Here is a 13,283-nt window from a genome sequence, read left to right on the forward strand (position 1 = left end):
TGTTGACCATGCGAAAAAGGGGACGGAGGGGATTAAGTCGTTTTCGGCATAAGCGCATGGCCTGCCAAATACGACTTAATCCCCTCCGTCCCCTTTTCCTGTGCGCCAGCCCGGGGGCTGGCGTTGTTCTTGACGGCTGCGGGTGCGGCTTAGAAGCTGCGCGGGCCGCGCGGCTTGAAGCCATCACGACGTGGCGGGCGGCTGTCGCGGTCACCGCCGCGGTCGCCCCCATGGCCACCCGGACCACCCGGGCCGCCACGACGCGGGCCACCCGGGCCGCCCGGACCACGCTTGTCGAAGCGCGGCTTGAACGGGCGCGGGGCCGGATTGATCTCTTCACCGGCCGCCAGCGGACGCATCTGCAACTGCTGGCCGGACACCCACACCTTCTGCAGGTGCGACAGCACGTCCGGCGGCATCTGTGCCGGCAGGTCCAGCAGCGAGAAGTCGTCGTGGATGTCGATGCGGCCGATGAAGCGGCTTTCCAGACCGGCTTCGTTGGCGATGGCGCCGACGATGTTGGCCGGCTTCACGCCGTGCTGGTGGCCCACCGAAATGCGGTAGGTCTCCATGCCCTGCTCCGGCGCACCACGCGGCGGAACCTCGCGGCGCGGACGCGGCTCGAAACCACCTTCGGCGTCGTCGCGACGCGGGCCACGCTCGAAGCGCGGCCCCCGCTCGTTGCGGTCGAAGCGATCGCCACGCTCCGGGCGGTCGCCACGGTCGAAGCGCTCGCGCGGCGCGCGCTCTTCACGCGGGGCACGCACCGGCGGCTGCAGCAGGAACGGGGTATCGCCCTGCAGCATCCTGGCCAGCGCGGCGGCGATCTCGATGGCCGGCACGTTCTGCTCGTTCTCGAAGCGCTCCAGCAGCTGGCGGTAGAAGTCCAGGCCGCCGGCGCCGAGCGTTTCGCTGATGCGCGAGGTGAACTTGTTGATGCGGGTGTCGTTGACCGCTTCCACGCTCGGCAGCTGCATCTCTTCGATCGGCTGGCGGGTGGCACGCTCGATCTGGCGCAGCATGCCCTTCTCGCGCGGGGTGGCGAACAGGATCGCCTCGCCGCTGCGGCCGGCACGGCCGGTACGGCCGATGCGGTGCACGTAGCTCTCGGTGTCGTACGGGATGTCGTAGTTCAGCACGTGGCTGATGCGCTCCACGTCCAGGCCGCGGGCGGCCACGTCGGTGGCGACCAGGATGTCCAGCTTGCCTTCCTTCAGCATGGCAATGGTCCGCTCGCGCTGGGCCTGCTGCATGTCACCGTTGATGGCGGCAGCGGCCAGGCCACGCGCCTGCAGCTTGCTGGCCAGTTCTTCGGTGCCGGCCTTGGTGCGCGCGAAGATGATCATCGCGTCGAACGGCTCGACTTCCAGGATGCGGGTCAGCGCGTCCAGCTTGTGCATGCCGCTCACCCACCAGTAGCGCTGGCGGATGTTGGCCGAGGTGGTGGTCTTGGCCGCGATGGTCACTTCCACCGGGTCCTGCAGGTAGGTCTGCGCGATGCGACGGATCTGCGGCGGCATGGTGGCCGAGAACAGGGCCACCTGGCGCTGCTCCGGCAGCTTCTTCAGCACCGCTTCGACATCGTCGATGAAGCCCATGCGCAGCATTTCATCGGCTTCGTCCAGCACCAGGGTCTTCAGCTCGGACAGGTCCAGGGTGCTGCGGTCCAGGTGATCGATCACGCGGCCAGGGGTACCGACCACGATATGCACGCCACGGCGCAGCGCCGACAGCTGCTGGCCGTAGGGCTGGCCGCCGTACACCGGCAGCACGCGGAAGCCCGGGATCTTCGACGAATAGGACTGGAACGCCTCGGCAACCTGGATGGCCAGTTCGCGGGTCGGCGCCAGGATCAGGGCCTGGGGCTTGATCTGCTGCAGGTCGATGTTGGACAGTACCGGCAGTGCGAACGCAGCGGTCTTGCCGGTACCGGTCTGGGCCTGGCCCAGCACGTCGCGGCCTTCCAGCATCGCCGGGATGGTAGCGGCCTGGATCGGCGACGGGGTTTCGTAGCCGATGGCGGTGACCGCCTGCATCACGGGCTCGGACAGGCCGAGCTGCGCGAACTGCAGCGGCGCTTGGGAATCTTGGGACATGGGGAACTCCGAAGGCACTGCCGTCTTCCTGGCAGTGCGATAAAAAGGGTGATGGTCCGCGCTTTGGGCGCCCTTCTTATCGCGTGCCCTGGCGCTGCTCGGTCGGAGGAGATTTCACTCGCTCAGAGCGGAATGATACCGCATTGATCCTGAACGAGGCGTACAGCTTTCCATGCGCGTGCCGTCATGCCCCGTGCTGGCGCACAATACGCGCCCTTCTTTCCGGCCCGGCCGCTGGCCTGCGCCCTCTTTCCAGGACCCCTCGCTCCATGCAGATTCTCGAATTCGACCTCGACGGCGACTACGTCGAACTCAAGCAGCTGTTGAAGCTGGCCGACCTGGTCACCAGCGGCGGCGAGGCCAAGATGGTCATCAGCGAGGGCCAGGTGCGGGTCGATGGTGAGGTCGAACTGCGCAAGGCCTGCAAGATCCGCGCAGGCCAGGTGGTCGAGTTCGCCGACAGCCAGATCCGCGTGCTGGCCGCTGGCTGATCCGAGAGTGTTCAGGCCACGCGCTGGGTCAGGTGCGAGGCAATCAGCTGCCTGAACGGTGCCACGCCCTGCGCCACGCGCAGGCCCGCGGCCCGCAGCAGGCGTGCCGGGCGGCGATCGTCGGTGTACAGGCTGGCGATCGCATTGGTGGCCTCGTACAGCGGCCGCGACGCCAGTCGATGACCGCGCTGGTAGCTGGCCAGCATGCCGGCGGCGGCAATGTCGGCACCGCGCCGCTGCTGCGCGACGATGCCCTGTGCCAGCCGCTGTGCGCTGGCCAGTCCCAGATTGAAGCCGTGCGCGGTGACCGGGTGCATGCCCACCGCGGCATCGCCGATCAGCGCGGAACGCTCGCCGACGAAACGGTGCGCGTACACCCCCACCAGCGGATACGCCTGCGCTGTGGCCACCGGCTGCATGCGGCCCAGGCGATGCTCGAAGCAGGCACTGATGGCCTCGCCGAAAGCCACCTCGTCCATCGCCAGCAGTTCTTCGATCTGCCGCGGCGGCAGCGTGATCACCGCCGATGCCTGGCCCTCGTTGAGCGGCAGCAGCGCCATGGTGCGGCCGTAGCCGAACCACTCCCAGGCCGTATGGTGATGGTCGCGCTCGACCTGCATGCGGCATACCAGCATCGACTTGCCGAAGTCGCGCATCTGCGCACCGATGCCAAGCATGCGGCGGGTGGCGGAGAAGCGGCTGTCAGCCGCGACCAGCAGGCGCGCGTGCAGTTGACTGCCGTCATCGAGTCTGACCACGTGGCCCTGCGCATCGGCCTGCACGCCCAGCACCTTGCGCCCGTCGAACAGCTCCAGCCCATCCTGGCCCTGCACGGCATCCCATGCAGCACGGCGGATCAGGTGGTTGGGCACCAGCCAGCCCAGCGGCTGGCCATCAGCCTGACTGCTGGCGAAGGTCAACGCGAACGGCGAGCCGCCGTTCATCACCCTGGCATCGCGCAGCTCGGCGACTTCGGCCTGCGGCAGGCGCTGCCACAGCCCCAGTTGCTCCATGCTCTGCCGCGAGGCATGGGTCAGCGCGATCTCGCGGCCATCGAAGGCGGCTTCGGCCAGGGCCTGGCGCGGCTGCACTTCGACCAGCCCGACCTGCAGGCCACTGCCGGCCAGCGCACGCGCGAAGCACAGGCCCGCCGGTCCGGCGCCGACCACCACCACGTCCATCCTGCGCATGCGCGCCTCCTGCCGTTGATTCAGTCCGGGCCAGCATAGCGCCGCGCGCATGACTGGCCTTGATCTGGATCAGGCCCGGCTACAGCAGTGCGAACACCAGCGCCAGGATCGACAGCAGCGATACGAGCCAGACCAGGCTGCGCAGGTAGGGCACGCCCGCGGCATACAGCGGCAGGTAGACCACACGCGCCCAGACGTAGGCCTGCGCAGCCAGCGCCGTGGTGTCGTTGCTGCGCCCGGCCACGACCACCGAGATGGCGGCAGCGGCAAAGAACGGGAACGTTTCCAGGAAGTTGGCCTGCGCACGCTGCAGGCGACCGGCCAGCGCGCTGAGCGGCTTTGCATCGCCATCGCGTGCCGAGGCATTCCACTTCATCCCGCGCTCGCGGGTGACCACGGTGGAGGTGGCGAAGATGTAGACGAAGCCCAGCACGATCGACCAGGCCAGCATTGTCAGTTCAGTTGCCATCGTTCATCTCCTCAGGGTGCCGACGCGCGCAGGCTGTAACCGGCCAGGCGCCAGACCTGGTCTTCGTCGAAGCGGAACGAGACCAGCTCGCGCACCGGCTGTGCGCTGTTGGCGAAACGGGTCGGGAAGCTGACGTTGATGTACAACCCTTCCGGCACTGCGGCGCCGGGGCTGTACTTGACCCGGGTGATGGTCGGCTGGCCACGCCCGGCCAGCGCACCCAGGCGCGTGCGCTCGGCGGCCAACTGGCTGACGAAGGTGGCTTTCGGCACCGCACGGCGCGCGACGGCCGAAGCGCCATCCCACAATTCGCCGGCGCGGTTGGCATCGACCAGCTGCGCCGCCTTCAACGCAGCCGCGCCCATTTCCGCGTCCTGCTTCTGCACCTGGGCCTGCTGCGCAGCGGTCAACGCCGGGGCGCCGGCAGTGGCGGGCTTCGCAGCCGCCGGCGATGCCGGGGCCGGGCGTGCCGGAGCCGGTGCAGGCGTGGCCGGCGCAGGTGCCTGCGCCAACGCAGTCAGGGGCAGCAGGGACAGCAGCAGGAGCACGCGCTTCATGGACACCGCCGGTTCTGGAGGAAAGGACCGCAGTCTACGCCAGCGCAGTGAGCGGTTCGTCAGCGCGCGTGGGCGTTGCCTTCCACCGCCGCCGCATCGGCCTGCGCGGCCGGCGTGCCGGTCTCTGCTGGCGCCTGTTCGGCCACCGGCGGCGGCTCCGGCGGCGCTGGTGGCAGCGTCGCCACATCGATCTCCGACAGCGGGCTTTCGTCGGGGCAGACCGCGTCCGGGAAGCCGAAGCGCTGCTTCAACGCCTGGCCGCAGCTGTTGATCGACTCCATGTCGGCGCCTTCGCGCTTGCATTGCTGGTCGAAGGCGACCAGGAACGCGTCCTTGCGCTGCACGAAATCATCGCCGCAGGCACGCATCTGCTTGATCCGTTCCAGATCATCCTGCACCGCATTGGTCCCATCCAGGCCGTACTGGCGCAGCTCGTCCGGAGTCAGCAGGCGCAGGCTGCGGTTGGGCACGGTCATCATCAGATCGGCCACACCGACCGCCACGCCGTTGCGCTGCAGGTAGTCCTTCACGTTGTCGTAGACCTCGTGCAGCTCGCGGTTGAGCTCGGCGCGCGAGGTGGCCTTGGAGCTGATGCGCATCATGCGGTGGATGCCGACCTTGCCCGACAGCAGGCGGTTGTCGCCGGCGGCCAGCACGAACACGCAGGCGCTGTGGCAGATCGAGCCTTCGCGCACCCAGATGGTCCAGCCCGATTCACCGATGCTGTCACCGGCCACGATCGCCGACTCCACCTGCCCGCCGCTGGAATCCAGGTCAAGGATGCGCTTGTGGATCTTCTGCTGGTCGGCCACCACCGCCAGACGCCACATCATCTCGGCGAAGCCCGGATTGATCTTGCCGGCGTAGCGCACGCGCATCAGGCCACGCTCGGCGCACGGGGCCAGGGCCTGGGTGATCTGCTCGCGCTGCAGGCCTTCCAGCTCGACACCGTCGCCAGCCTCGCCGGCGTACTCGGTGCTGCAACTGATCCAGGCGCGTCCATTCTCCAGCTGCGCCTGCGGCCACGGCCGGTCCTCCCGGCTGCGCGGCGGTGCCGGCGGCGGCGGTGCGTCAGCCGCATTGATCGACACCATGTTCTCGCCATCGCTGGACGGCGCCCGCGCGGCCTTGTCGGCGGCAGTCACATTGCCCGGATTCTCCAGCTGGCTGCAGCCCGCCAGGGCCAGGCACAACAGGGGCAACCAGCGGAGTTTGGCGGACATCGGGCAACCGGTCTTCAGGTGAGCAGGAGCCACAGTCTACCCGTCCAGGCCGCGCATTCAGTGCGTGGTGATGAACCCCTTCTGACCCTTGGGGAAGCGTGTCGACCAAGGTCGACACCTACCAGAGCGGGATGCCCTTCCGACAGATCGCAGGAACCTGTCGAAGGCGGGGTGGGTCCGGTTGCGGGAGTGTCCGCGGCATGGATGCCGCGGCCAAGCCCCCAAGGACGGGTTTACGGCGTCTCCCGCAACCGGGCCCACCCCGCCTCCCCACAGAAAACCAGCTTCTGCCGTTGCCGTTGCCGGCCAGCGGCCGGCACTACCGCGGGTGCAGGGCGCAGCGCAGCCTGCCCCCCTTCAGTATCCATGTCCGAATGTGGCGAGTATCGCCGCCCGCGCGGGCCTAGACTGGCGCCATGGACTCCCCTCTCGCCCTCGACACCGCCGCCTGCGACCGCGCCCGCCTGGCCCGCGACGCACGCTTCGACGGCGTGTTCTTCACCGCCGTGCGCAGCACCGGCATCTATTGCCGCCCGGTGTGTCCGGCACCGCCGCCGAAGCCGCGCAACATCACCTACTTCCCCACCGCCGCGGCCGCCGCGGCCGCCGGGTACCGCCCCTGCCTGCGCTGCCGCCCGGAATTGGCACCGCAGGCCCAGCAGGCCCTGGCCGGACAGACCGTGCAGCGCGCACTGGCGCTGATCCACGGCGGCTTCCTGCAGGAGCAGCCGGTGGCCGATCTTGCAACGAAGCTCGGCCTCAGCGCGCGCCAACTGCAGCGCCTGTTCGTCGAACATCTCGGCGCAACGCCCGGGCAGATCCACGCAACCCATCGCCTGTTGCTGGCCAAACAGTTGCTGACCGAAACCACGCTGGCGGTGACCGACGTCGCGCTGGCTGCCGGCTACAACAGCCTGCGCCGCTTCAATACCGCGTTCCTGCAGGGCTGTGGGATGGCGCCGACCGCCCTGCGTCGCCAGCATCAACCGTTGGCTGCAGATGATGGCGGCTTGGTGCTGCGCCTGGGCTACCGTCCACCACTGGACTTCCCACGCATGCTGGCCTTCCTGCGCAAACGCAGCCTGCCCGGCATCGAACTGATCGGTGAAGACAGCTACCAGCGCGTATTGGGCGCGCCGGAGCGCCCCACCCTGCTGCGCGTCACCGCCGATTCGAAGCGGCCGGAACTTCGCCTGCAATTGGGCGCGGTGGATCCGCGCTTGATCCCCGACATCGTGCGCCGCGTGCGTCGGGTGTTCGATCTGGATGCCGACCTGCAGCAGGTGCATGCCGCGCTCGGCGAGGAACCTCTGCTGGCGCGCGGGATCGCCGAGCGCCCCGGGCTGCGCGTGCCCGGCGGCTGGGATGGCTTCGAGGTGGGCGTACGCGCGGTGCTCGGGCAGCAGGTCAGCGTGGCCGCGGCCACCACCTTCGCGCGGCGCCTGGTCGACGCCTATGGCGCGCACCTGCCGGGCATGCCATCCGACTTCGATCGCCAGTTTCCAGCGCCCGAGGTACTGGCCGAGGCACCATTGGAATCCATCGGCCTGCCGCGCAGCCGCGCCGCCACCGTGCGCGCCCTGGCCGCCGCCTGCGCCAGCGGCCGGCTCGACTTCGGGCCCGGCCAGGCCTTGGAGGAATTCGTTGCGCGCTGCGTTGCACTGCCCGGCATCGGCCCCTGGACCGCGCAGTACATCGCCCTGCGTGGCCTCGGCCAGCCCGATGCCTTCCCGGCCGGCGATCTTGTACTGCAGCAGGTGCTCGGCCACGCGCAGGGCCAGCGCCTGAGCGAACGCGCGACCGAAGCGCGCTCGCAACCCTGGCGTCCGTGGCGCGCCTACGCGGTGCTGCACCTGTGGCACCTGTCCGGCACGTTCGTTGGAGAACCGACATGACCCTGTTGTTCGATCGTTTCGACAGCCCGATCGGCGTATTGACCATCGCCGGTGACGAGCGTGGTCTTGCGCACGTGCTGTTTCCGGAGAACCGTCACCCCGCACGCGGGCGCGATGACTGGCATTACGCACCGGATGCACTGCCGGAGGCACGCGAACAGCTGCTGCAGTTCCTGCACGGTGAACGCAGCCGGTTCGACCTGCAGCTGGCACCACGCGGCACGCCGTTCCAGCTGCGCGTGTGGCAGGCGCTGGCGTTGATTCCGTTCGGCCAGACCTGGAGCTATCTGCAGTTGGCGCAGCACCTGGGACAACCCAGCGCGACCCGCGCGGTGGGCGCGGCCAATGGCCGCAATCCATTGCCGATCATCCTGCCCTGCCACCGCGTGATCGGCAGCAACGGTGCACTGACCGGCTTCGGTGGCGGCCTGGAAACCAAGGCCGCGCTGCTGCGGCTGGAACAGCGCCAGGCCCCGCTGTTCGCCTGAGAGGGCCGGCCGGGCTGCGCCCGGCACCCGCAGAGGCAACGGCAAGGTCAAGAGCCAATACAGCTCCGTTTTTCTACGCGTTGGGTGGGGCGGTATGGGTGGGCAGGACACGCCGTAAACCCATCCATGGGGGCTCGATGGCGCCATCCATGGCGCCAACGGTCCTGCCCACCCACACCGCCCCACTTTCGACAGATTCCCGCGGCGGTGGGTAGGTGTCGACCTTGGTCGACGCGGTAGATCCACGCCATGCGTGTATGGAAGCGTCTGTAAACTGTCTGGAGAAAAAGCCCCCTTCTTGTTGAAGGGGGCGCGCCGACAGGCGCGGGGATAAGGAAAAATGCGCGGAGACGGCGCGCGATAGTGCGCCGTGTCTTGGGCGCGTCATTACCTCGCACTATCATGCGCGGATGACTTCCGTACGCCTGACCTGCGCGCTGGCGCTGCTGCTGCCCTTGGCCGCCTGCACCACCGCACCCGCCCCTTCCGCCTCTGTTCCCACCGCTGTTGCAACAGCGGCACCGCCCAAGCTGCTGCTGATTTCCATCGATGGCCTGCGTGCCGACGCGCTGGATCGCGGCCTGACCCCGAACCTGCAGCGACTGATCGACGGCGGCGTGCGTGCACGCTGGATGACCCCGTCCTATCCGTCACTGACCTTCCCCAACCACTACACCCTCGTCACCGGCCTGCGCCCGGACCACCACGGCATCGTCAACAACAGCATGGACGATGCAACCCTGGGCCGCTTTGAACTGAGCAACCGCAAGGCGGTTACCACCAGTGGCTGGTGGGGCGGCGAACCGATCTGGGTCGGCGCAGAGAACGCTGGCGTGCGTTCGGCCACCACGTCATGGCCGGGCAGCGAATCGGAGATCCGTGGTGTACGCCCCAGCCAGTGGCGCATCTACGACGGCAAGGAACCGCTGGAACAGCGCGCCGGCATCGTGCTCGATTGGCTGTCACAGACCGACGCCGATGCCCCCCGCCTGACCACGCTGTACATGGAACACGTGGACAAGGCAGGTCACAACTACGGCCCCGAGTCGAAGCAGTACGCCGACGCCATCGTGCGCGCCGACCAGATCGTCGGCCAGGTGCTCGACGGACTCCAGCAACGTGGGCTGGCCGCAACCACCAATGTGATCGTGGTTTCCGACCATGGCATGGCCAGTGTCCCCGCTGGCCAGGTGATCGCCACCGAATCGATGGTCGACCCGGCGATTGCGCGCAATGTCAGCCAGGGCCAGTCGGTCGGCTTCGCACCGGTGGTCGGCCATGAAGCCGCCGCCGAACGCGCTCTGCTCGGCCGCCACGCGCACTACGAATGCTGGAAGAAAGAAAAACTGCCGGCGCGCCTGCACTACGGCACCCATCCGCGCATTCCCGCCATTGTCTGCATGATGGATGAAGGCTGGGATGCCCTGCATCAGGAAAAGATCGCCAAGCGCGAACAGCAGGACCGCGGCTCGCACGGCTACGACAACGCGCTGCCGTCCATGCGCGCGGTGTTCGTGGCCAGTGGCCCGTCGTTCCGCCAGGGCCTGGTGATCGATGGCTTCGACAATGTCGATGTCTATCCACTGCTGGCACACCTTCTGCAGGTACCAGCCGCGCCGAACGACGGCAACCCGGAAACGCTGAAGAAGACCCTGCGCTGATCCGGTTGTGGAGCCGAGCCCACGCTCGGCTGCATTGCGCCAGCCGGGCATGGGCTCGGCTCTGCAAAATCATGCATAAAAAAACGCGGCGCCAGGCGCCGCGTTCTTCCTTGGACCAGTCGCGCGGCCGGATCAGGCCTTGGCGACGGCCTTCTTCGCCACGGCCTTCTTCGCCGGAGCCTTGGCCACGGTCTTCTTGGCAACCGGGGCGGCGGCGCCTACGGCGACCTTGCTCGCGGTATGCGAACGGGCGTTGCCGTAGCTGGCGTTGTAGCGCTTGCCCTTGGCGGTCTTGCGGTCACCCTTACCCATGTCTTCAACTCCTCAAGTGTGAAATCTGGTTACCCCGTACTGACACGGGTTCGGCGGGGCCGCCTTGCTGGGCGCCCCCGCGCACGATCGAAAATCCTATCATGGAGCGCCTAGTGCGCGCAGCTGGCGTCGTGTACGTGGCCGTGGTTCAGGCGCAGGTTGACCAGATGGGCAACGCCCACCAGCAGGCCACCGATGGTCATCACCACCGCATGCGGCACGGCGTTGTGATGCAGCGGCTCGTACAGCACGCCGGCCCACAGCGCGACCAGGCCGGGGATCAGGAAGCCCAGCGCACGCAGCGCGCCATGGCGGCGGTAACCCCAGACCAGGCTGAACAGCCCAAGCAGGGTCACGAACAGCACCAGCGCCTGTTCAACGCCGTCGCTCAGCCAGAACGACAGGCCCAGCGAGGGCGCTGCCGCCAGCAGCACCGGGATGACTGCGCAATGCACCGCGCACAGCATCGAACCGGTGGCACCGAAACGGTCGAGCAGGTGGCGCAGGCGTGAGGACAAGGACATGACTTCCAGCAGGGTCGGCGAATCGTTATGGAATAATATAACATCCCTTCCCGACCCGCACGCTTTCCCTCCCCCTGTCCCATCGACGGGATTCGTGCGCCCCGCGATTGATACAGTGTAACAAAGGATCCATCCATGCCCGCCCACACCGCACGGCTCAAGCCGCATTCCCTGGCCCTGGCCCTCGCCGCCCTGCTGCCGTCCGTCGCCTTTGCAGCCGGTCAGGACACCGCCCATCGTGACCGCCACCTGACCGAGCTGTCCTCGGTGCAAGTCACCGCGTCGCCGCTGCAGGGCGATGCCGAATCCCTTGCGCGCCCGGTGGAGGTGCTGGCCGGTGAGCGCCTGGACGAACAGAAGGCCGGCACCCTCGGCGATACCGTGGCCAAGCTGCCCGGCGTGCAGAGCACCTTCTTCGGGCCCGGCGTCGGGCGCCCGATCATCCGCGGCCAGGAAGGCCCACGCGTTGCGGTGCTGTCCAACGGCATGGGCAACATGGATGCATCCACCGTCAGTGCGGACCATGCCACCAGCATCGAGCCGTTCCTGGCTGACCAGATCGAAGTGCTGAAGGGGCCGGCCACGCTGCTGTTCGGCAGCGGTGCCATCGGTGGTGCGGTCAATGTGGTCGACGGCCGCATCGCGCGCGAGCTGCCCGAGCGCCCGCTCAGCGGCCGCGCCGAGCTGCGTGGCAATTCGGTGAACAACGAGCGCAGCGGCATGTTCCGCCTCGATGGCGTCAGCGGCAATGTCGTGCTTCATGTGGACGGCCTGGTGCGCAATGGCGACGACTACCGCATTCCCGGCTATGCGGTGATCGACAGCCTGGAAGACCACCACGACGACCACGGCCACGACCACGCGGGCGAGGAAGGCGAAGAGCCGCGTCGCGGCCGCCTCGACAACAGCTCCATCCGCACCCGCGCCGGCGGCGTCGGCGCCACCTGGCTGGGCGAAGGCGGCTACTTCGGCGTGTCGGCCAGCACCTACCGCACCAACTACGGCATTCCCAACGGCGCACACGTGCACGCCGACGGCGACGATCACGGCCATGACCACGGCCACGACCACGGCGATGAAGAGGAAGGCGGCGACGAGCATGACGTGCGCATCGACATGGTGCAGAACCGCTTCGAGACCAAGGCCGGCATCTACAACCCGGTCTCGTTCCTGAAGAACATCAACGCACGCGTGGCCTACACCGACTACGAGCACGTGGAGCTGGAGGCCGGCACGCCCTCCACCCGCTTCACCAACCGTGGCATCGAGGCGCGCCTGGAAGCGGTGCAGCAGCAGATCGGTGGCTGGGACGGCGCCTTCGGCCTGCAGTTCGGCAACAGTGATTTCGGCGCCAAGGGTGAAGAAGCGTTCGTACCGGATACCGGTACGAAGAACATCGGCCTGTTTGTACTGCAGGAAAAGCAGTTCGGCCCGTTCAAGCTGGAACTGGGCGGCCGCCACGACCAGGTCAAGCTGGACCCGACCGGTGACTACCGGCGCCGCACCTTCGGCGCCACCAACCTCTCGGCTGCCGGCATCTGGAAGCTCAACGACGCGGTCGACCTGCGCATCGGCGTGGACAGCTCCGAGCGTGCACCGACCAACGAAGAGCTGTACGCCGCCGGCGCGCACATTGCTACCCGTTCGCTGGAGATCGGCGACGGCAACCTGAAGACCGAGCGCGGCCAGCGCGTGGAGCTGGGCATCCACACCCACAGCGAGCGCCTGGACTTCTCCGCCTCGGTCTACCAGACCAAGTTCAAGGACTTCATCTACCTGGCCGACACCGGCGTTACCGAGGGCCTGCCAGTTCGTGCGTGGACCCAGCAGGACGCGGTATTCCGCGGTGCCGAGGCCGAGGCCCTGGTGCACCTGTTCGAGGGCGGCGCCGGTGACTGGGACCTGCGCCTGTTCGGTGACTACGTGAAAGCCAAGCTGGATGGCAGCGGCAGCCGCAACCTCGACATTGCCGTTCCGCATGGCGACCACAACCATAACTACAGCGTGGAACTTGCCAACACCGGCTACCTGCCGCGCATCGCCCCGGCCCGCGTCGGTGCCGACCTGCGCTGGTCGAAGGACGGCTGGCGCGCCTCGGTCGGTGCGGTGCGTTACAGCCGCCAGAAGGACGTCGCGCAGAACGAGGAGCCGAGCAACGGCTACACCCTGGTCGACGCGCACCTGGCCTACCGCTGGGATCGCAACGCCAGTAACAGCTATGAGGTGTTCCTGGATGGCAGCAACCTGACCAACCGCGAAGTGCGTCCGCATACCTCTCTGCTGCGCGACTACTCGCCGCTGCCGGGCCGTGGCGTCGCATTCGGTATCCGCGCGTTCTTCTGATCGGCCTACGCCGTCGGAACATTACCTGAGGGGG

12 protein-coding genes are annotated in these 13,283 nt (G+C 67.9%); 5 read left to right on the forward strand and 7 right to left on the reverse strand.

Annotated elements, in window-relative coordinates; all coding sequences use genetic code 11:
* Positions 1 to 149: 149 nt before the first annotated feature.
* Complete coding sequence (locus tag AC10QF_RS01410; protein ID WP_053497041.1) at positions 150 to 2,096, reverse strand: DEAD/DEAH box helicase; 1,947 nt, start codon at positions 2,094 to 2,096, stop codon at positions 150 to 152.
* Positions 2,097 to 2,365: 269 nt separating this feature from the next.
* On the opposite strand from AC10QF_RS01410, the gene AC10QF_RS01415 reads away from it, so the two are divergent.
* On the forward strand, positions 2,366 to 2,587 hold the full coding sequence (locus tag AC10QF_RS01415; RefSeq protein ID WP_014036469.1) for an RNA-binding S4 domain-containing protein: 222 nt from the start codon (positions 2,366 to 2,368) through the stop codon (positions 2,585 to 2,587).
* Positions 2,588 to 2,598: 11 nt separating this feature from the next.
* On the opposite strand, the gene ubiM is transcribed toward AC10QF_RS01415, so the two are convergent.
* The 4 genes from ubiM to AC10QF_RS01435 all read right to left on the reverse strand — a co-directional run bounded on the left by ubiM (position 2,599) and on the right by AC10QF_RS01435 (position 6,026).
* Positions 2,599 to 3,777: a 5-demethoxyubiquinol-8 5-hydroxylase UbiM gene (gene ubiM / locus AC10QF_RS01420; protein ID WP_069138013.1), complete on the reverse strand. Its 1,179-nt coding sequence runs from the start codon at positions 3,775 to 3,777 to the stop codon at positions 2,599 to 2,601.
* A 79-nt stretch (positions 3,778 to 3,856) separates the two neighbouring features.
* Positions 3,857 to 4,246, reverse strand: coding sequence for an MAPEG family protein (locus AC10QF_RS01425; protein WP_494541602.1), 390 nt, complete (start codon positions 4,244 to 4,246; stop codon positions 3,857 to 3,859).
* A gap of 11 nt (positions 4,247 to 4,257) precedes the next feature.
* The gene (locus AC10QF_RS01430) at positions 4,258 to 4,803 is read right to left on the reverse strand and encodes a DUF4019 domain-containing protein (protein ID WP_005415810.1); all 546 of its coding nucleotides are present in this window, start codon (positions 4,801 to 4,803) and stop codon (positions 4,258 to 4,260) included.
* A gap of 59 nt (positions 4,804 to 4,862) precedes the next feature.
* Positions 4,863 to 6,026 carry a COG3904 family protein gene (locus tag AC10QF_RS01435; protein WP_494541603.1) on the reverse strand — a complete coding sequence of 388 codons (1,164 nt, stop codon included), beginning with the start codon at positions 6,024 to 6,026 and terminating at the stop codon, positions 4,863 to 4,865.
* A gap of 416 nt (positions 6,027 to 6,442) precedes the next feature.
* On the opposite strand from AC10QF_RS01435, the gene AC10QF_RS01440 reads away from it, so the two are divergent.
* The 3 genes from AC10QF_RS01440 (at position 6,443) to AC10QF_RS01450 (ending at position 10,070) form a co-directional block, all read left to right on the forward strand.
* Positions 6,443 to 7,921: a DNA-3-methyladenine glycosylase 2 family protein gene (locus AC10QF_RS01440; RefSeq protein WP_053501265.1), complete on the forward strand. Its 1,479-nt coding sequence runs from the start codon at positions 6,443 to 6,445 to the stop codon at positions 7,919 to 7,921.
* Complete coding sequence (locus AC10QF_RS01445; RefSeq protein WP_494541604.1) at positions 7,918 to 8,409, forward strand: methylated-DNA--[protein]-cysteine S-methyltransferase; 492 nt, start codon at positions 7,918 to 7,920, stop codon at positions 8,407 to 8,409. The genes AC10QF_RS01440 and AC10QF_RS01445 overlap by 4 nt, the downstream gene beginning before the upstream one ends.
* A 410-nt stretch (positions 8,410 to 8,819) precedes the next feature.
* On the forward strand, positions 8,820 to 10,070 hold the full coding sequence (locus tag AC10QF_RS01450) for an alkaline phosphatase family protein (RefSeq protein ID WP_069138019.1): 1,251 nt from the start codon (positions 8,820 to 8,822) through the stop codon (positions 10,068 to 10,070).
* A gap of 132 nt (positions 10,071 to 10,202) precedes the next feature.
* Here the strand turns inward: AC10QF_RS01450 and AC10QF_RS01455 are convergent, their stop codons facing one another.
* On the reverse strand, positions 10,203 to 10,382 hold the full coding sequence (locus tag AC10QF_RS01455) for a 30S ribosomal protein THX (protein WP_004150462.1): 180 nt from the start codon (positions 10,380 to 10,382) through the stop codon (positions 10,203 to 10,205).
* Positions 10,383 to 10,492: 110 nt separating this feature from the next.
* The gene (locus AC10QF_RS01460; protein WP_005415804.1) at positions 10,493 to 10,906 is read right to left on the reverse strand and encodes a MerC domain-containing protein; all 414 of its coding nucleotides are present in this window, start codon (positions 10,904 to 10,906) and stop codon (positions 10,493 to 10,495) included.
* Between the two features lie 135 nt (positions 10,907 to 11,041).
* Here AC10QF_RS01460 and AC10QF_RS01465 point away from each other — a divergent pair, with 135 nt between their 5' ends.
* Entirely contained in the window at positions 11,042 to 13,249 is a 2,208-nt protein-coding gene (locus tag AC10QF_RS01465) for a TonB-dependent receptor (RefSeq protein WP_494541605.1), read from the forward strand.
* Positions 13,250 to 13,283 lie beyond the last annotated feature (34 nt).

The sequence above is a fragment of the Stenotrophomonas maltophilia complex sp. Om-AH-Sm3 genome (assembly GCF_059337855.1).